Source organism: Mycobacterium sp. (assembly GCF_046095365.1).
In the GTDB taxonomy this organism is placed as follows: Bacteria; Actinomycetota; Actinomycetes; order Mycobacteriales; family Mycobacteriaceae; genus Mycobacterium.
Genome location: NZ_JBJTJF010000079.1, coordinates 1 through 17,089, shown reverse-complemented (window position 1 = coordinate 17,089; position 17,089 = coordinate 1). Strand labels below are relative to the sequence as shown.

The window sequence follows — 17,089 nt, the reverse complement described above, 5'->3', positions numbered from 1 at the left end:
CTCGGATACGAGGGCATGGCGATTCCCGACCACGTGGTGAACCTGGAGACGCTGGCGACCCCGTATCCGTACACCCCCGACGGGCAGCGCCGCTGGCAGCCGTTCACCGACTGGCCCGACCCGTGGGTACTCGTCGGCGCGCTCTCGCAGGCCACCTCGCGGCTGAAGTTCGTCACGACCGTCTACATCCCGGCCATGCGCGACCCGTACTCGGCGGCCAAAGCCGTCGGCACCGCCGCCTGCCTGTCCGGCGGTCGGGTCGAACTCGGGGTGGGCGTGGGCTGGTGCGAGGAGGAGTTCGACCTGCTCGGACAGCGCTTCGCCCGCCGAGGACGGCGCACCGACGAGATGCTCGAGCTGATGAAGGCGCTCTGGCGGCCGGGCTGGACCGAATTCGACGGCGAGTTCTACCGAACTCCGCGCCTGGAGATGACCCCGACGCCGCCGCGGATCCCGATCTACGCCGGCGGCCTGTCCGACATCGCCCTGCGCCGGGCGGCACGCAACGACGGCTGGATCGGGGACCTGATCGGAATGGACCAGGCCGTCTCCTCGGTGGCGCGCATCCGGGAGCTGCGGGCCGAGAAGGGGCTGGGGATGGAGGGTTTCACCGTCATCACCCCGCTCGTCGACGCCTATCTTCCCGAGCACTACGAACGCGCCGCCGCGGCCGGGATCACCGCCGTGCTGACCATGCCCTGGATGTTCTACTCCGGTCCCACCGCCACACTCGCCGAGAAGATCGACGGCATGCGCCGATTCCGTGCCGACCTGCAGCTGGACCGCTGAGCACTCACGGGTTGCAGCGCGGGCAGGCCGCCGGATCGGCGCCCTGTGCGACGGCCCGGACGGCGCGGTGTGGACAGACGGCGCAGCCGTGAATCACGTTGCGCAGCAACGGTGTCGGGGCATGACACATCCGGCAGGGAAGCCCCGGTTCGGCATCCACCCGGCCGAATCCCGGAGCTGCACAGGCCGGGCAGTCGGTGGCCAGGCGCCGGGCCAGAGTGGCCGCCAACCGGGCGAGGACCAGGCGCCTGCTCGGGTTGTGTTGCGCCCGCAGGTCCGGCTCCACCAAGGCCAGCCCGTCGCGCGATGACGCCGCTGCCGCGGCGACCGCCGAACGCAGCGCCGGGAGTGCGGTGATCCCCTTGACGATGACGGCGCCGCCGGTCGGTTCGGACGGCCTGACGATCAGCGCTTGTTCGGGAAGGGCCGCCAGTAGGGCGTCCGGGGGACAGGCGTCCGGGGAGACCCGGTGCGCGAGTCCGGGCACTGACGTGCCGCGGTGTCCTTCGAGGACTTCGATGCCGAGTTCGTCGTCGCAGAACAGCAGAATCTCCTCGTGCCCGAGCCAGCCGCCCGGGAGCGGGCCGTAGCTGGCCTCGCTGGCCAGCCCTCGGACCAGACCGGTTGCGGCCATCGCGAGGCGTGCTTTGGCGCGCGCCGCCCCGACGGCCGGACCCCGGCGCGGCGCCTCACCGGTGAAGGTGCCGAAGCGGTCGGTGTCGAGATCGGGCGGTGTCACGAGTTCGGCTCCCAGCACGTCGCGGAACGCCGGGGCGAACTGGTGCTCTTTGCCGTGCCGGGTACCGACGGCGATCCGCAGACCCCGGTAGCGGGATCGGTCAGGGCTTGGCAGCCCGCGGTGGCGGGCTCGGTCAGGGCTTGGTGTGGCGCCCGTCGAGGACTTCGAGGATCGCCCCGATGTCATGGCCGTGCTCCACCGGATGGCGCAGCGGGCGGTCGGGCTGGACGCGGTAAAAGTTGCGGCGGCCGTCGCGCCGGCGCTCGAGATAGCCGGATTCGACGAGATCGCTGACGATGCGCTGGGCCGCACGCTCGGTGACACCCACCCGTTCGGCCACGTCGCGCAGCCGTAGACCGGGATCGCGGGCGATGCACACCAACGCGTGGGCGTGGTTGGTCAGAAACGTCCACTGGCCCTCGCTCATACCATAAGTCTACTTTTACCGGTCTCTCCCCTCGCACCTTTTAAAATCAGAATCCTGATTCAAGAAGCTTGACTTACGTATAACAACATACGTAATCTAGATCGCATGTTAGGTAACGAGAGTGCACTGGCGGCGGCAATGCTGGGTGTTCCTGTTCTGGTAGCCGGAGCGGCGTTCCTGTTCGGTCGGCAGTCTCCGCGCAGGTTCGGCCAGTTGGGGGCGATCACCGCCGGCGCCGGCTTCCTCGGCGCCGTTCTACTGGCGATCATCTCCGGCCGGGGGCACGAGGTGTCCTGGACCGTGCTCGGCGCCGAGTTCAGGGCCGATCGGTTGGCGGCGGTGCTCCTGCTGCTGGTCTTCGGGGTGAGCGCGATAGTCCAGACCTTCGCGGTGCGCTACCTGGCCGGTGACCCCCGCGGGGCGTGGTTCGCGGGAGGCGCGGGCCTGCTGACCGCAGCCTCGGCGGGCCTCACCACGGCCTCCACCCTGATCGCCCTGGCGATCTGCTGGACGCTGGCGGGAGTGTCCCTGTGCCTGCTGCTGGCGACCTACTGGCAACTGCCGGCCGCGCGGGACGGGGTTCGTCGCACCGCCGCTGCGTTCCTGGTCGGCGATCTGGCCCTGTGGGCCGCGGTCGCCGCGGCAACAGCGGCCTGGGGACCGATCGAACTGGGGGCCGGGGCGTCCGGAGACGAAGTCGCCGGCCCGCTGCTGGCCGTCATCGGGGTGCTGGTGGTTTTCGCCGCGCTGTCCCGGTCGGCCCAGATGCCCTTCCACCGCTGGCTGCCCGCCACGCTGGCCGCCCCGACGCCGGTCTCGGCGCTGTTGCACGCCGGGGTGGTCAACGCCGGCGGCATCCTGCTGATCCGCCTCGCGCCGCTGACCTCCGACGAACTGGCCCGGGTCCTCACCATCGGCGCGGGTGCCGCCACCATGGCCTACGGAGCCGTCGTCATGCTGGTCAAGCCCGACATCAAGGGCGCACTGGCGCACTCCACCACCGCACAGATGGGCTTCATGATCCTCACTTGCGGGCTGGGGCTGTGGGCCGCGGCGGTCATCCACCTCTTCGCGCACGGCTTCTACAAGTCAACCCTTTTCCTCTCCTCGGGTTCGGCGATCGCCGCCCGCCGGCGGCACGAGTCGCTGCCCCCGGAGCAGCGGCCGACCCGGGCGGCACGCCTGGTCAACGCCGTGGCCGCGGTAGCGCTGCCGGGAGCCGCGCTGGCCGCGGCGGTGACGCTGGTTCCGCCGGCCCCGGGCGGGCACGCGGCCGAGCAGGCGCTGCTGATCTTCGCCTGGGTCACCGGCATGGCGGTCACCTGGGGCTGGCTCCGGCGCCGCCCCGGCGCCGGTGGATTGATCGCGGGCGCTGCGGTCCTGACCCCGGCCGCTGTCGCCTATGTCGCGCTCGTCAACACCCTGAGCGGATTCCTTGCTCCCGCGCTGCCGCCGGAGACGCTCTCGGCGGCCATGGTCTGGGGCATCACCGCCGCGGCAGCCCTCGCGCTGGGAGTCCTCGCGGTGATCCGCCGGGCACCCGGAGCGGAACGGCTGCGCCGGACCCTCTACGCCAACGCCCTCGCCGCCGGGCATGTCCCGGCGCAGTTCACCTCGCCCGTCCTAACGACAGGAGTCCGTCTGTGACGACCATCGCCTCCACCGAGATCGACACCCGGCGCGCCCGGCTGCGGGCCGACGTCAACATCGCCGGCCGGGTGGTGCCCACCCACTACCCGCTGGAGACCTTCATCGCGGTCAACCCGCTGGCCGGACTGGAGGGCATGCCCTTCGAACAGGCGTTGCGGCGGGCCGGGGACCTCTACGGGATGCCGGGGACGCTGGGGGAGCCCGCGTTCCGACGGCTCTACGATGAGGGACGTATCACCGACGCCGACCTGGACCGCGCACTCACCTGGCGCTACCCGAAGCTGTCGGAAGAGTCTGAGTTGCGGATCGGCGGCCGGTACCTAAGTCCGCTGGCCCTGCTGCGGGCTGACATGCTGTACGGCGCTGAAGGGCCGAAACCCAAGCGGCGCTTCACAACCCGATCCGAGGTGCTGGCTAAACCAGTCGCCGACGCCGTTGATGCGCAAACCTCGAAATGGTGCGCGGCATTCTTCGGGGGAGGGTCCTGGCCGATGCCGGGGAGGGAGCACGGCTTCTACCCGGCCTGGCGGGGACTTGCCCACGCCGATCGCAGCGTGGCCCGCCAGGTTCGAAAAGAACTGCGCCGCTTGCCCGAACGCGCCGATGACGCCGTCCTGTCTGCACTGCAGCGACTCGGTGTCGCGGACGAGGAGCGAGCGGCCTACCTGCAGGCGCACCTGACCCGGATGCCGGGCTGGGCCGCACACATCCAGTGGTGCGCCGGCCGGGGCGAGGGCATCGACACCGTCGACTACCTGGCCATGCGGCTGAGCTATGAAGCGATCCTGATGGCCGCGCACCGCCGGGCCGAGGCGCCGGCGGGTGAAACCCGCGCCGAAGGCATCCCCTCCGCTCGCCAACGGGCCGTACACCTGACTGCGGTGCTCGGGTTGCCGGCGGCGACCGAATCCGAGGTCGCCGCCGCCGCGCGGGTTCTGACCGCGCTACCGGTCACCGCACGGGAACTGCTGTGGCAGAACGCCTTCGAGACCCACTACCGGGACTCGTTGCTGAGCCGGCTGGCATCGCCGGGCCGGCTCGACTTTCCCGGAGCGGTGCACACCCAGCTGGTCAGCTGCATCGACACCCGCTCAGAGGGGCTGCGGCGGCATCTGGAGTCCCTCGGCGGGTACGAGACCCTCGGATTCGCCGGTTTCTTCGCGGTGGCGATTCGCTATACCGACATCCTCGGCGGAGATCCGGTGGACCTCTGCCCGGTGCTGATCTCGCCCAGCCACGAGATCACCGAGCAACCGGCCCCCGATGCCGGGCGCGCCGCTGAACGCGAGGTCGCCGGAGCCACCGGCCTGGCCGGGGCGGAGTCGGCTTTCCACGCCGCCAAAGAGGCCTTCGCCGCGCCGTTCGCACTGGCCGAGGCGGCGGGCTGGGCGGCCGCGCCGCTGGCTGCGGCCAAGACACTGGCGCCGGCGTTCACCGCCGGGCTTCGGCGGCGGCTGCGGGACGCGGCGGCGCCCCCGGCACCGACGGTGATCGACCTCGCCGCGATGCCGGACGACGAGCAGGTGCTCTTCGCGCAGGTTGCGCTCACCACGATGGGCCTGACCCGCGGATTCGGGCGGCTGGTGGTCCTGTGCGCGCACGGCAGCAGCACCGAGAACAACCCCTACCAGGCCTCCCTGGACTGCGGCGCCTGCGGGGGACAGGCCGGCGCACCCAATGCGCGCACCGCGGTGGCGATCCTCAACCGGCCGCCGGTCCGTGCGGGGTTGCGCAGCCTGGGCATCGACATCCCCGACGAGACCTGGTTCCTCGCCGCCCAGCACGACACCGCGCTGGACCGGGTGACCCTGCTGGACCGGCACCTGATTCCCGGCCGGTACCAGGCCGATCTCGACCGACTCGACGAGGATCTCCGGCGCGCCGGCGCGGCCCTGGCCGCCGAGCGGTGCCCGGCCCTGCCCGGTGCGGCCCGAACCGCCACGCCCGACGGCGCGGCGCGCCACGTCGCCAACCGCTCGGCGGACTGGGCGCAGGTCTACCCGGAGTGGGGGCTGGCGGGCAACGCCGCCTTCATCGTCGGCCCGCGGGCGGTGACCCGCGGAATCGACCTGGACCGGCGTACGTTCCTGCACTCCTACGAAGCCGAGGTCGACACCGACGGCTCGGCGCTGGAGACGATCCTCACCGCTCCACTGGTCGTCGCGCAGTGGATCAACTGCCAGTACTACTTCTCGACGGTCGCGCCGCAGGTGTTCGGCGCGGGGACCAAAACCGTCCACAACGTGGTGGGCGGGGTCGGCGTACTGGCCGGCCACAACGGCGACCTGCAACTCGGCCTTCCGTGGCAGTCGGTCTCCGACGGCCGGCGCCTGCTGCACGAGCCCTTGCGGCTGCTGGCGGTGGTCCAGGCGCCACTGGATCGGATCGACATGATCGTCGCTCGCAATCCGGTGCTGCAGCAACTGTTCGGCAATGACTGGGTCGGCCTGGTGGCCCGGGAGAGTCCCCAGCAGCCCTGGCGGCGCTGGACCCGTGCCGGATGGAGGAACTGGGCCCAAACATCAACCACGGCAGACACATTCAACGAGGAGATGGTTTCATGACTGCACCCACATCACTACCGACGCTGACCAAGATGACCAAGATCGAGGTCGTCGTCTCGGGAAGCGACGCACCGGCGGTGCGCGAGCTCATCCAGAGCGTCGGCGCCACCGGCTACACCAGCCTGTCGGGGGTCTCCGGACTCGGCCATCACGGCTACCACCAGGGCCGGCTGCTGTTCAACCAGCAGGCGACCCTGGAGTTGATCATCACCGTGGTCCCCGAAGGAAAGGCGGAGGCACTGCTGGCCGGGCTGCGGCCACTGCTCGACGCCTCCTCGGGGGTCATGTTCGTGACTGAGACGTTCGTCAGCCGGCCTGATTACTTCAGCTGAGAAGAGAGAGGAATACCACGGTGTCGATCACACCCTCGCCCATCACCACCCCTATCGGAGCCCCCGACCCCCTGATCGCCTGGCAGCGCCTGCGTTCGGGTACGGCGCGAAATCCCCTGCCCGCCGGCGACATCCGGGCGAACACCGACCGCCCCATCGCCGCGGTGTTCCGGTGCGCGGACACCGGGGTGCCCAGCGAGACGGTCTTCGGGCAGAGCAGCGGATCCCTGATCGATGTCAGCACCTGGGGGCACGTCGTCGACAGCGGAGTGATGGGCGCTCTCGAATACGCCGTCGAGACACTTGAGGTTCCACTGATCGTGGTGCTCGGCCACCCAGAGTGTCCGGCGATGGCCGCGGCCATGCGCGCCTGGACCGACGCCGTGATGCCCGATGGTGCCACCCGTGCGGTGGTCGAGCACGCGATCGGATCGATCGTTCACCGCGGAGTCGGCGGTGGCTCCATCGCGGAGGTGACCGCGGCGCACATCGCCGAGACCGGGCTGGCCGTACTGGAGCGCTCGCCGGTGATCGCGCGGAAGGTGGATGCGGGCCGGTGCGCGATCGTTTGCGCCACAGCCGATTCCACCGGCAGCAGAATCACGGTGCACGCCACGGTCGGGGCTGTCGGGGAGGTGGACGGCACCCTGCTGGAGTGCGTCTGAATCAGTTCGGCGGCGCCGGTGGCTGCGCCGGCGCCGGTGCGGGGGGCTCGACCGGGGATTCCGCGGAAAGCGGCCCACCGGCTGCCTCGGGTCCGGCAGGCGCGTCGGCCGGCGGCGGGGCGAGAGGTGCGTCGGCGGTCGCGGGCGGTGTCACCGGATCGGGTGGCGGATCGGGTGGCGGCACGGCCGGCACCTCAGGTGGCGGGGCGGGCGGGGCGATGGGTGGCGGCCCGATCCTGTTGAGGGTGAACGGGATCGACAGGCTTCCGGGCTCGGCGCCGCAGGCACCCTTGCTGTTGATGCTGACACTGCCGGAAAGGCCCACGGCCTCCCAGGAGTAGGTGTTCAGACCCGGCACGGTGCTTCCGTCGGGGCAGAGGATCGCGTCGGGCTGCTGGACGAAGAGGATCCACGACCCGACCGCGTAGTGCGCGTCGCCGCTCCAGGGCGCCCTCTTGGCGTTTCCTGTCTCCGACACCCTCATACACATGTCGGCGTCATCGGGGCAGGGGGTCAGGGTCCAGGTCGCGCTCTGGCCGTCCTCGGCCGAGAACGTGTAGGTGCCGGCGCTGTCCGGTTCCACGGCCCCCGCGGGGACGGCTGTGACGCCGGTTCCGCCGGCGAGTGCGGCGCCGGCCAGCGCGATCACGATCGGTTTCATCAGACTCCTCGGGAGAGTGGAACGCAGATCAACGCCCGAGCCTAGCGACTCGAGGGCGATCCGGGCGCTGCCGCGCGCCGCCGTGTCCGGAGGATGCGGTAGGTCTGCAGGCTCAGCAGCGCACCGGTCACCGCGCCGAGGACGTCGGCGGTCCAGTCGTGGAGGTCGGCGCCGGTGCGGCCCGGGATCAGGGACTGTACCGCCTCGTCGAAGGCGCCGAATGCCGCGATCATGATGACGGCCGCGACGGCCACCCGGGCATGCCGGGCGCGGGGCCGCGAGACGAGCAGCGCCCGAGCCGCCAGCCACCCGCCGACCGTGAAGGCGGCGAAGTGGTTGATCTTGTCCCAGAACAACGACGCCGCCTCGGGCAACTCCTCCGGGCCGAGCAAGGACAGCCACAGGACGGCCGCGGCCCAACAGAGCAGGGCGAACCACAAGACGGTGGCGAGTCGGTGCCGACGCATGACCTATCGCATGTGGACGAAGTAGGACAGTGTTCGCGGGGCGGCTTCGCTGCCACCGAACCACCCGGTGACTTTGGCGCTTGTCCACAGCCTGGGAGTCAGGCCCGGCGGGTACGGCTTGAACACCGTCGTGTCGCCGTAGGAGACGGTGATGCCGGTGTAGTCGACCGACCACCGGAAGGTCTGGTCGACCGGCACGGAGATAACCTCCGCATCCGACGGAAAGACGTAGGCGAAATCGTTGTCGAAGAATGGGCCGACTTCGTACTCCTTGGTGCTCAGGTTGTAGCGCCAGACGACCATGGCGGCGTTGCGCTCCGGCCGCCACGGCGTAAACGTGATGCCCGCCAGCTTGTTCCAGTCGTACTGGTCCTCGTCTTTGAGGTCGTAGGCCGAATCGGGGACGAATGTCGCGTCGCCGGACGTCCTGGTGAGCCACAGAGACGATCTGCTCGGGATCGCCAGATGCGTGCCTTTGAGAATGGTGAGCCGCCGGCCGCGGGGGTCACAGAGGCTCGCCTTCGGTGTGGGGATTGGTGGGCCGGTCCGGGCCCGGCTCTGCGAGGGCACCCGGTCCGGCGCCGCAGCCCGTGCGGGCGCGGGCCCGGTCGGCGAGACGAACGGTTCGGCCACGTCCGCCGCAGGACGGACGGCGCGGGTCGCGGGCCGGGACGGGCGGGTCGTCGCCGGCCGTGGTGCCGCGCCGGAAACCCGGAGAGCCGGCCTCGGTTTCGATTTCGTTTTCGAGACGGTCTTACCGTTGTCCGGGCGCGCGGGGGAGTCCTGGGGAGCCGCCACACCCGGTGCCGAGGTGGCCAGACTGATCAGGGCCCCGACTCCCAGTGCCGCCGCGACGCCGCTGGCGCGTCCCACCAGCCCTAGTGCGGTCATGGCGTTTCTTCCCCTCAGGCCCGGACGTGCCGTCTGGCAGCATACGGTGGCCCCGACAGTGGAGTGCGGGCACCGACTTTTCAGATGGTGCCCACGTCGTCGCCGGCGGGTTCGCCCGCAAGGCGTGGATCGTCGTCGCCGGAGGTGCGGTCCATGTCGGGGATGTTAAGGCTGCTGGTGTTCGGATGCTGGGAGTTGAGCCTCGGATCAGTCGAACCGCCCTCACTACAGGCCCAGGAACTCCATGAGCTCCGGCGAACATCCCGCGCCGTCCTGCTCGCAGAAGTTGGCGCAGGCGGCGGTGTTTTGCTCGCAGTAGGACGGGGTGTCCTGCGCAGTCGCGGCGGCGAAGTCGTCGCTGAGATTTTTAGCCGTCTCGCGCATCTGCTGAACTTGCTTGCCCTCAGGCGTCATGACCGAATTCCCCGGTCGGCCGTCCAAGGCGCTGGCGGCGTTGCAATTCAGGTTCAGGTACACCTTGCCTGATGTCATGTCCGTCCGCGAGCCACTCACGATGCACTGTTCAGTGGGGAGATACTCGCCGATACGGCTTGCGACCACGGCCCTACCTTTACCGATGACCCCGACTGCCTGCTCGTAAGTCTGACCCTTGAACTCGTCTACCGCGCCCGCGACCCCCGAGCCCACCACTATCGCCAGGACCGCCGCGCTGCCGACAACTACGGTCACAGTCCGTCTCACCGCAACCTCCTCGATGGCTGTCGATCCCAACTTACCGCTCATCCGCAGCTTCAGCAGCGCGAAACGAATGCGCCTACACGGCCTGTCCGGGTCAACGGGTTCGAGGCCCGACGCGTGACCCGGAGAGGGCGCTGGCCTCGGCACGCATGAGCGACCGCGACGCTGGTATACCTGCGGGCATCTTTGGCCCGACGCGGACGAGCCCGCCCGCACCGCGATCGGGGGACGATCGCGGTCCGAGCGGACTCGTCTGGTGGAACTGCCGCCTACGTGCTGCTTACACGTCGTAGTACAGCGCGAACTCGTACGGGTGCGGACGAATCTGCACCGGCAGGATCTCGTTCTCCCGCTTGTAGGAGATCCAGGTCTCGATCAGGTCGGAGGTGAAAACACCACCCTCGGTGAGGTAGTCGTGGTCCTGCTCGAGCCGGTCGATGACCGCCGACAAGGAGGTGGGCGCCTGCGGACTGTTGGCGGCCTCATCCGGCGGCAGCTCGTAGAGGTCTTTGTCGATGGGGGCCATCGGCTCGATCTTCTTCTTGATTCCGTCGATCCCGGCCATCAGCATGGCCGCGAACGCCAGGTACGGGTTGCCCGAGCTGTCCGGGCAACGGAACTCCAGGCGTTTGGCCTTGGGGTTGTTGCCGGTGATCGGGATGCGCACACACGCCGAGCGGTTGCGCTGGCTGTACACCAGGTTGATCGGCGCCTCGTAGCCCGGCACCAGGCGCTTGTAGGAGTTCACCGTCGGGTTGGTGAACGCCAGCAGTGACGGCGCGTGGTGCAGGATGCCGCCGATGTAGTGCCGCGCGGTGTCCGAGAGCCCGGCGTAGCCGGACTCGTCGTGGAAGAGCGGCTTGCCGTCCTTCCACAGCGACTGGTGCACGTGCATACCGGACCCGTTGTCGCCGAACAGCGGCTTGGGCATGAAGGTGACGGTCTTGCCGTTCTGCCAGGCGGTGTTCTTGATGATGTACTTGAAAAGCATCACGTCGTCGGCCGCATGCAGCATGGTGTTGAACTTGTAGTTGATCTCGGCCTGCCCGGCGGTGCCGACCTCGTGGTGACCGCGCTCGAGGGTGAACCCGGCGTTGATCAGGTTGGTCGACATCTCGTCGCGCAGGTCGACATAGTGGTCGTAGGGCGCGACCGGGAAGTACCCGCCTTTGGGGCGAACCTTGTAGCCCCGGTTGGCGCTGCCGTCGGCTTCGAAGGGCTCTCCGGAGTTCCACCAGCCCGACTCCGAGTCGACTTCGTAGAAGGTGCCGTTCATCTTCGAGTCGAAGGCCACCGAGTCGAAGATGTAGAACTCGGCTTCGGCGCCGAAGTAGGCGGTGTCGGCGATACCGGTGGAGGTCAGGTAGTTCTCTGCTTTGCGGGCGACGTTGCGCGGATCGCGCGAGTAGGGCTCGCGGGTGAACGGGTCGTGCACGAAAAAGTTCAGGTTCAGCGTCTTGGCGGCTCGGAACGGGTCGATGCGCGCGGTCTCTGGGTCGGGCAGCAGCATCATGTCCGACTCATGGATGGACTGGAAACCCCGGACCGACGAGCCGTCGAAGGCAAGCCCGTCCTCGAAGACGCTCTCGTCGAACGCCGAGGCCGGGATCGAGAAGTGCTGGACCACACCGGGCAGGTCGCAGAACCGAATGTCGACGTACTCGACCTTCTCGTCCTTGACCAGCTTGAAGATGTCGTCGGCCGAATGGTGTTTCGCCACGTACTTAACTCCTTTGAGATGCAGCCGCATGATCTGTCGGGAGGCTTCCCCGACCCGCGGCTGACGGTAGGGAGCCGATGTTGCACGTCCATCAACCGAATGTTGCGTGGACGTTACGCGTGTCGTCGGTGCTGGTCCGGGGCCTCGACAGGGCGATCCAACGGCTACGCTGGCGGTATGGCGCGTGAGATCGGGTCCTGGCTGTCCGGTCCGCAGTCGTTGGGCTCCGGGGACGGGTATCCCGGAGAGCGGCTGGGCCTGCCGGCCGAGGGGCCTGGATCGCTTGCCCGGGTCGGACGACGATCCGTGGCCCTCTTGGCCGACTGGCTGATCTGCTACGGACTAGCCGGTCTGGGGCTGGCGTCCGGCCTGTTCGGAAGCGCTTTCCTGGCGACGGCCGTGCTGCTCGTCTGGTTCGTCCTGGGCGTGGTGTCGGTTCGGTTGTTCGGGTTCACCCCCGGCCAGTACGTCTTGGGCCTGCGGGTCGCCTCCGTCGACAACCGCCTGCATGTCGGCACCGGTCGGGCGGTGGCGCGCGGTCTGCTCATCGCACTGGTGATACCTGCCCTGCTGACCGACATCGACGGCCGCGGCCTGCAGGACCGGCTGACCGCCACGGCGGTCCTGAAACGCTGAAGCCCGGCGAGGCGACGGGCCTAGCGGCGGCGGACGGTGCGCTGCACCCCGCGCATCTTGGCCTGGGGCGGCAGCGGTCCTTTGGGCATCGCCGCCGGGCCGAGCCTGCTGCCGAGCGCGGCGAGCTTGGACTCCAGTGAGTCCATCTTCTTGACGTTGATGTTGGCCGGCAGTTTGGTCAGGTGGCGCTCCAGCTTGGACAGCGGCACCTCGCCCTCCTCATTGCCGATGACGACGTCGTAGATCGGGATGTCGCCGATCAGCCGCGCGGTGCGCTTCTTCTCCTGAGCCAGCAAAGGTTTGACCCGGTTCGCCGAGCCCTCGCCCACGAAGATCACCCCGGGCCGGCCGATGACCCGGTGCACGACGTCGAAGTGGCCGTTGCCCGCCACACCCGTCTTGACCCGCCAGTTGCCACGCATGTTCTCCAGCGCCCATCCCGCCGCGCCGGCCTGTCCCTCGGCCTTGCGGTAGGCCGACTTCTGGGCGCGCCGGCCGAAGATGATGAAGGCCACCAGGACGCCGAGCACGACGCCCAGCACGATGAACATCCACTTGGTGACGCCGCCGATCAGCAGGCCGAAGCCCACCGACGCCGCCACGGCGGCCGTGAACCCGGCCGCCATGTAGGGCAGCAGCCGGCTGTCCTCCCTGCGCTGCATTCCGAAGGCCTGCCACAACTGGGTCCGGCGCTGTCGGGATTCGGTCTTGCGGGCGGCTTTCGCCGCTTCTTTCGCTGCCTTCAATTCGGCGGGGGTGCGGGATTTCGCCATAGCTGTCAAGGATACGTAGCGCCGCGCCGGGCCGTGGCGGCCTTGGCGTAGAGGCGGCCCGCCCGGTAGGACGAACGCACCAGTGGGCCGGCCAGCACGCCGGCGAAGCCGAGCCCCTCGGCGTAGCCGGCCAGGTCGGCGAACTCCTCGGGATGCACCCAGCGCTCGACCGGGTGGTGACGCGGCGAGGGGCGCAGGTACTGGGTGATCGTGACGATGTCGCAGCCGGCGCAGTGCAGGTCGGCCAGCGCGGTGCGCACCTCGTCGATCGTCTCGCCGAGGCCCAGGATCAGATTGCTCTTGGTGACCAGGCCGAACTCCCGGGCCGCGGTGAGTGCGTCGAGGCTGCGCTGGTAGCGGAAGGCCGGCCGGATCCGTTTGAAGATCCTGGGCACGGTCTCGAGGTTGTGGGCCAGTACCTCCGGACGGGAACCGAACACCTCCCGCAGCAGATGCGCCTCGCCGTTGAAGTCCGGCGCCAGCAACTCCACGCCGGTCGACGGGTTGAGCCCCTTGATGGCCCGGACCGTCTCTGCGTAGAGCCAGGCCCCGCCGTCGGGCAGGTCGTCGCGTGCCACCCCGGTGACGGTGGCGTACTTCAGGCCCATCGCGGCCACGCTCTCGGCCACCCGGCGCGGCTCGTCGCGGTCCAACTCGGCCGGTTTACCGGTGTCGATCTGGCAGAAGTCGCAGCGGCGGGTGCACTGTTCGCCGCCGATCAGGAAGGTGGCCTCGCGGTCCTCCCAGCATTCGAAGATGTTCGGGCAGCCGGCTTCCTCGCAGACGGTGTGCAGACCCTCGCGGCGGACCAGACCCTTCAGTGCGGTGTACTCCGGGCCCATTCGGGCGCGGGTTTTGATCCACGGCGGCTTGCGCTCGATCGGGGTCTCGGCGTTGCGCACCTCGAGCCGCAACAACTTGCGACCGGCCGGATCCACCGCACTCATGGTTGCGATGGTACGGGCAGGCGGCCGTCGGGCGAGGTCGACGGCTGTCCCCGGGGAACAATTGCGTGCTATTTTCCCAAACAAGTAAATAGCAAGCGCCCGCCCGGGAAGGCCCGGCCCGGGAAAACCCCACGAACATCAAGGAGACCCGCGATGGCGGCATCGACTTCTTCATCTCGGCGCGGCGCGGCCGTCGCCGCATTTGCGCTGATGGCGGGGGCGCTTCCGGCGGCACTGCTGGCGACGTCCCCGGCAGAGACGGCCTACCGGGCCGACTGTGCCGTCGGCTTCTACTGGGACACGGTGAACATGGTCTGCGCTCCCGTCGTCGTCGATCCCGTCCCGGTCGTGGATCCGGTTCTCGGTCCGGTCGGTCCGGTGGGTGTGGGTGGGGTCGTCGGCCCGGTCGGCGTCGATCCGGTTCTGGGTCCGGTCGGTCCGGTCGGTGTCGGTCGCCGGTAGCGACCGGAACCCTGGTCTAGCGGGACACCGCCAGACGCCCGTCGAGAGCGGCGCACACCGCTTCGGTCACCCGGTCCCGGACCTCGGCGACCGCCACTCGCCGGCCCAGTTCGGCCGTCAGTGAGGTGACGCCGGCGTCGGCGATGCCGCACGGAACGATCGCCGCGAACCCGCCCAGGTCGCAGTCGCAGTTCAGGGCGAAGCCGTGCATCGTCGTGCCCCGGGCCACCCGGATGCCGATCGCGGCGATCTTGCGTGCGGGACGGCCGTCGCCGGCGGGCAGCCATACCCCCGAGCGGCCTGCCACCCGGCCCGCCTCGAGGCCGAAGCCGCCGCATACGCTGATCAGCGACTCTTCAAGGCGCCGAACGAAATTCACCACGTCAAGCGGTTCGGCCAGGCCGATGATCGGATAGCCGACCAGCTGTCCCGGCCCATGCCAGGTGATCTTGCCGCCGCGGTCGGTGTCGACGACGGGTGTGCCGTCCACCGGGCGCTCGTGGGCCTCGGTGCGTTTGCCGGCGGTGTAGACAGCGGGGTGTTCGAGCAGCAACAGGGTGTCCGGACCGCCGGCCACCCGGTCGTCGGCGATCGCCCGTTGGAGTTCCCAGGCCTGCGCGTAGTCCAGCAGTCCGAGTTGCCGGATCCGCACGGGTTCGCCGCTGGAGCGGATGGATTGCCGCACCCGACCGACGGTACTACCCGCGGGTGGACCCGGTGGCGTAGGCGAGCGCTTCCCCGATGGTGTTGTGGTGAAAGGTGAAACCGGCACGTTCCAGCGCGGCCGGGATGGCGCGCTGGCCGCCCAGTAGGCCTTCTTCGGCGAACTCGCCGAGGAGGGTCTTCAGCGCGATACCGGGAACCAGCCACGGCGCCGGCCGGTTCAGTGCGCGGGCCAGCGCGGTGGTGAACTCGGCGTTGGTCACCGGCGCGGGGCCGGTGAAGTTCACCGGCCCGGACAGGCCGGGCTCGCGGATCGCGAACAGCAGCGCCCGGACCTCGTCTTCCAGGCTGATCCAGGGCATGTACTGGCGGCCGCCCGCCAGCCGCCCGCCCAGCCCGAGGGCGAACAGCGGTTTGAGCTTGCTCAGCAGGCCACCGGTGGGGGAGAGGACCAGGCCGGTGCGCGCCAGCACCACTCGCACCCCGGACTCCCGCGCGGGTGCGGTGGCGGCCTCCCAGTCGACGCACAGCTGAGCCAGGAATCCCGTTCCGGCGGGGCCGGATTCGTCGGTGATGCGGCTGCCGGTGTCCCCGTAGTAGCCGACGGCACTGGCGTTGACGAGGGTTGGAACGCCGGCCTGAACCACCGCCGCGCAGATCACCTCGGTGGGGTCGATGCGGCTGTCGCGCAGGCTCTGCTTGAACGCCCCCGACCACCGCTTGTCGCCGACGCCGACGCCGCAGAGGTTGACGACCGCGTCGATCCTCTCAAGCCCGGCCGGGTCGAAGTCGCCGCTGTCCGGGTTCCAGTACAACTCGTCGCGCCCGGCCGCGGCGCGCCGCACGATCCGCACCACCCGGTGGTCCGCCGAACGCAGCGCAGCCACCAGCGCCGTGCCGATGAGGCCGGACGAGCCGGCGACGGCGACCGTCAGCGTCAAAGCCCGAGCTCGGCTTCGAAGGCGCCTTCCTCGAGCCGTTTGCGAACCGTGCTCAGGAACCGTCCGGCATCGGCTCCGTCAACGAGCCGGTGGTCGTAGGTCATCGGCAGGTAGCACACCGAGCGCACGCCGATCGACTCGTTGCCGAGCTCGTCGGCGATCACCCGGGGACGCTTGACGATCGCCCCGGTGCCCAGCATCGCGGCCTGCGGGGGAACCAGGATCGGGGTGTCGAACAGCGCGCCCTGGCTGCCGATGTTGGTGATGGTGAAGGTGCCCCCGGAGAGCTCGTCGGGCTTCAGATTGCCCGAACGGGCCCGGGCGGCGATGTCGTTGATCGCCCGGGCCAGGCCGGCCAGTGACAGGTCGCCGGCGTTGTGTACCACCGGCGAGAGCAGACCCTGCTCGGTGTCGACCGCGAAACCCAGATGCTCGGCGTCGTAGTAGGTGATCTCGCCGGTCTCCTCGTTGTAACTGGCGTTGATGTTCGGATGCGCCTTGAGCGCGTCGATGACGGCCCGGGCGATGAACGGCAGATAGGTCAGGTTGACGCCCTCGCGTTCGGCGAAGTCCTTCTTGGCCCGCGCCCGCAGCGCCACGATCTTTGTCATGTCGACTTCGTGGGTCTGGGTGAGCTGGGCGGTGGTCTGCAGCGACTCGCGGGTCTTGCGGGCGGTGATCTGCCGGATCCGGTTGGCCTTCTGAGTGGTGCCGCGAAGGTGTGCCAGCGGGGAGGGCTGGGCGGCCGGAGCGCCGGCCTTCGCCGACGGGGCCGCCGGCGACGTCGACGCGGCGGCAGGGGCCTTCTTCCCCTCGGCGGCTGCCAGCACATCCTGCTTGCGGATGCGCCCGCCGACGCCGGTTCCCTTGACGGCGGCCAGGTCGATCCCGTTCTCGGTAGCCAGCTTTCGCACCAGCGGGGTCACGTAGGGGGTCGGGCCGCTGGTCAGTGGAACGGGCAGCGGGGTGGCCGCGGTGTCGCTGCGCGACCAGCTGCGCCCGGGCACGGCGCTTGCCGTTCCCCCCGGCGGGGCCGTTGCAGCGGACGTTGTGGTGCTCTCCG

Annotated in this window: 19 protein-coding genes; 7 read left to right on the top strand and 12 right to left on the bottom strand. The window is 69.6% G+C overall.

What is annotated here, in order from left to right:
* The coding region (locus tag ACKOQ4_RS06475; RefSeq protein ID WP_526290010.1) for a TIGR03619 family F420-dependent LLM class oxidoreductase at nt 1–789 on the top strand (789 nt) is incomplete at its 5' end.
* Between the two features lie 4 nt (nt 790–793).
* Here ACKOQ4_RS06475 and ACKOQ4_RS06470 read toward each other — a convergent pair.
* Both ACKOQ4_RS06470 and ACKOQ4_RS06465 read right to left on the bottom strand, forming a co-directional pair.
* The gene (locus ACKOQ4_RS06470; RefSeq protein WP_526290008.1) at nt 794–1,528 is read right to left on the bottom strand and encodes a DUF6671 family protein; all 735 of its coding nucleotides are present in this window, start codon (nt 1,526–1,528) and stop codon (nt 794–796) included.
* A gap of 133 nt (nt 1,529–1,661) precedes the next feature.
* The gene (locus ACKOQ4_RS06465) at nt 1,662–1,955 is read right to left on the bottom strand and encodes a helix-turn-helix transcriptional regulator (protein ID WP_526290006.1); all 294 of its coding nucleotides are present in this window, start codon (nt 1,953–1,955) and stop codon (nt 1,662–1,664) included.
* A gap of 105 nt (nt 1,956–2,060) precedes the next feature.
* On the opposite strand from ACKOQ4_RS06465, the gene ACKOQ4_RS06460 reads away from it, so the two are divergent.
* The 4 genes from ACKOQ4_RS06460 to ACKOQ4_RS06445 are packed head-to-tail and all read left to right on the top strand — an operon-like array spanning nt 2,061 to nt 7,166.
* The gene (locus ACKOQ4_RS06460; RefSeq protein ID WP_526290004.1) at nt 2,061–3,602 is read left to right on the top strand and encodes a proton-conducting transporter transmembrane domain-containing protein; all 1,542 of its coding nucleotides are present in this window, start codon (nt 2,061–2,063) and stop codon (nt 3,600–3,602) included.
* The gene (locus ACKOQ4_RS06455; RefSeq protein WP_526290002.1) at nt 3,599–6,169 is read left to right on the top strand and encodes a putative inorganic carbon transporter subunit DabA; all 2,571 of its coding nucleotides are present in this window, start codon (nt 3,599–3,601) and stop codon (nt 6,167–6,169) included. The genes ACKOQ4_RS06460 and ACKOQ4_RS06455 overlap by 4 nt, the downstream gene beginning before the upstream one ends.
* Nucleotides 6,166–6,501: a P-II family nitrogen regulator gene (locus tag ACKOQ4_RS06450; protein ID WP_526290000.1), complete on the top strand. Its 336-nt coding sequence runs from the start codon at nt 6,166–6,168 to the stop codon at nt 6,499–6,501. The genes ACKOQ4_RS06455 and ACKOQ4_RS06450 overlap by 4 nt, the downstream gene beginning before the upstream one ends.
* A gap of 20 nt (nt 6,502–6,521) precedes the next feature.
* On the top strand, nt 6,522–7,166 hold the full coding sequence (locus tag ACKOQ4_RS06445; protein ID WP_526289998.1) for a carbonic anhydrase: 645 nt from the start codon (nt 6,522–6,524) through the stop codon (nt 7,164–7,166).
* A 1-nt stretch (nt 7,167) separates the two neighbouring features.
* Here ACKOQ4_RS06445 and ACKOQ4_RS06440 read toward each other — a convergent pair whose 3' ends face one another.
* The 5 genes from ACKOQ4_RS06440 to glnA all read right to left on the bottom strand — a co-directional run bounded on the left by ACKOQ4_RS06440 (nt 7,168) and on the right by glnA (nt 11,604).
* Nucleotides 7,168–7,827, bottom strand: a complete 660-nt coding sequence (locus tag ACKOQ4_RS06440; protein WP_526289996.1) for a hypothetical protein — start codon at nt 7,825–7,827, stop codon at nt 7,168–7,170.
* Between the two features lie 41 nt (nt 7,828–7,868).
* Nucleotides 7,869–8,294: a VanZ family protein gene (locus ACKOQ4_RS06435; protein ID WP_526289994.1), complete on the bottom strand. Its 426-nt coding sequence runs from the start codon at nt 8,292–8,294 to the stop codon at nt 7,869–7,871.
* A 3-nt stretch (nt 8,295–8,297) separates the two neighbouring features.
* Nucleotides 8,298–9,185: a hypothetical protein gene (locus tag ACKOQ4_RS06430; protein ID WP_526289992.1), complete on the bottom strand. Its 888-nt coding sequence runs from the start codon at nt 9,183–9,185 to the stop codon at nt 8,298–8,300.
* A gap of 225 nt (nt 9,186–9,410) precedes the next feature.
* Nucleotides 9,411–9,929 carry a hypothetical protein gene (locus tag ACKOQ4_RS06425; protein WP_526289990.1) on the bottom strand — a complete coding sequence of 173 codons (519 nt, stop codon included), beginning with the start codon at nt 9,927–9,929 and terminating at the stop codon, nt 9,411–9,413.
* A gap of 235 nt (nt 9,930–10,164) precedes the next feature.
* Nucleotides 10,165–11,604, bottom strand: a complete 1,440-nt coding sequence (glnA, locus tag ACKOQ4_RS06420; RefSeq protein ID WP_526289988.1) for a type I glutamate--ammonia ligase — start codon at nt 11,602–11,604, stop codon at nt 10,165–10,167.
* Nucleotides 11,605–11,781: 177 nt separating this feature from the next.
* Between glnA and ACKOQ4_RS06415 the strand changes: the two genes are divergently transcribed.
* Nucleotides 11,782–12,240 carry an RDD family protein gene (locus ACKOQ4_RS06415; protein WP_526289986.1) on the top strand — a complete coding sequence of 153 codons (459 nt, stop codon included), beginning with the start codon at nt 11,782–11,784 and terminating at the stop codon, nt 12,238–12,240.
* A 20-nt stretch (nt 12,241–12,260) separates the two neighbouring features.
* On the opposite strand, the gene ACKOQ4_RS06410 is transcribed toward ACKOQ4_RS06415, so the two are convergent.
* Nucleotides 12,261–13,013: a DUF4191 family protein gene (locus ACKOQ4_RS06410; protein WP_526289984.1), complete on the bottom strand. Its 753-nt coding sequence runs from the start codon at nt 13,011–13,013 to the stop codon at nt 12,261–12,263.
* Nucleotides 13,014–13,018: 5 nt separating this feature from the next.
* Nucleotides 13,019–13,960 carry a lipoyl synthase gene (lipA, locus tag ACKOQ4_RS06405; RefSeq protein WP_526289982.1) on the bottom strand — a complete coding sequence of 314 codons (942 nt, stop codon included), beginning with the start codon at nt 13,958–13,960 and terminating at the stop codon, nt 13,019–13,021.
* A 153-nt stretch (nt 13,961–14,113) separates the two neighbouring features.
* On the opposite strand from lipA, the gene ACKOQ4_RS06400 reads away from it, so the two are divergent.
* The gene (locus tag ACKOQ4_RS06400) at nt 14,114–14,422 is read left to right on the top strand and encodes a hypothetical protein (RefSeq protein WP_526289980.1); all 309 of its coding nucleotides are present in this window, start codon (nt 14,114–14,116) and stop codon (nt 14,420–14,422) included.
* A gap of 16 nt (nt 14,423–14,438) precedes the next feature.
* Here the strand turns inward: ACKOQ4_RS06400 and lipB are convergent, their stop codons facing one another.
* The 3 genes from lipB to sucB all read right to left on the bottom strand — a co-directional run.
* A complete protein-coding gene (gene lipB / locus ACKOQ4_RS06395; protein ID WP_526289978.1) occupies nt 14,439–15,107 on the bottom strand; it encodes a lipoyl(octanoyl) transferase LipB in 669 nt (222 codons plus the stop codon).
* Between the two features lie 13 nt (nt 15,108–15,120).
* A complete protein-coding gene (locus tag ACKOQ4_RS06390) occupies nt 15,121–16,026 on the bottom strand; it encodes a TIGR01777 family oxidoreductase (RefSeq protein WP_526289976.1) in 906 nt (301 codons plus the stop codon).
* The coding region (gene sucB, locus ACKOQ4_RS06385) for a 2-oxoglutarate dehydrogenase, E2 component, dihydrolipoamide succinyltransferase (protein ID WP_526289974.1) at nt 16,023–17,089 on the bottom strand (1,067 nt) is incomplete at its 5' end. The genes sucB and ACKOQ4_RS06390, both read right to left, overlap by 4 nt.

What these genes read in the sequence shown, in the direction of transcription:
- lipA (WP_526289982.1), bottom strand. Translation starts at nt 13,960, where the DNA reads ATGAGTGCGGTGGATCCGGCCGGTCGCAAGTTGTTGCGGCTCGAGGTG.
- ACKOQ4_RS06440 (WP_526289996.1), bottom strand. Translation starts at nt 7,827, where the DNA reads ATGAAACCGATCGTGATCGCGCTGGCCGGCGCCGCACTCGCCGGCGGA.
- ACKOQ4_RS06435 (WP_526289994.1), bottom strand. Translation starts at nt 8,294, where the DNA reads ATGCGTCGGCACCGACTCGCCACCGTCTTGTGGTTCGCCCTGCTCTGT.
- ACKOQ4_RS06465 (WP_526290006.1), bottom strand. Translation starts at nt 1,955, where the DNA reads ATGAGCGAGGGCCAGTGGACGTTTCTGACCAACCACGCCCACGCGTTG.
- ACKOQ4_RS06425 (WP_526289990.1), bottom strand. Translation starts at nt 9,929, where the DNA reads ATGAGCGGTAAGTTGGGATCGACAGCCATCGAGGAGGTTGCGGTGAGA.
- ACKOQ4_RS06450 (WP_526290000.1), top strand. Translation starts at nt 6,166, where the DNA reads ATGACTGCACCCACATCACTACCGACGCTGACCAAGATGACCAAGATC.
- ACKOQ4_RS06460 (WP_526290004.1), top strand. Translation starts at nt 2,061, where the DNA reads ATGTTAGGTAACGAGAGTGCACTGGCGGCGGCAATGCTGGGTGTTCCT.
- ACKOQ4_RS06410 (WP_526289984.1), bottom strand. Translation starts at nt 13,013, where the DNA reads ATGGCGAAATCCCGCACCCCCGCCGAATTGAAGGCAGCGAAAGAAGCG.
- ACKOQ4_RS06400 (WP_526289980.1), top strand. Translation starts at nt 14,114, where the DNA reads ATGGCGGCATCGACTTCTTCATCTCGGCGCGGCGCGGCCGTCGCCGCA.
- ACKOQ4_RS06430 (WP_526289992.1), bottom strand. Translation starts at nt 9,185, where the DNA reads ATGACCGCACTAGGGCTGGTGGGACGCGCCAGCGGCGTCGCGGCGGCA.
- ACKOQ4_RS06415 (WP_526289986.1), top strand. Translation starts at nt 11,782, where the DNA reads ATGGCGCGTGAGATCGGGTCCTGGCTGTCCGGTCCGCAGTCGTTGGGC.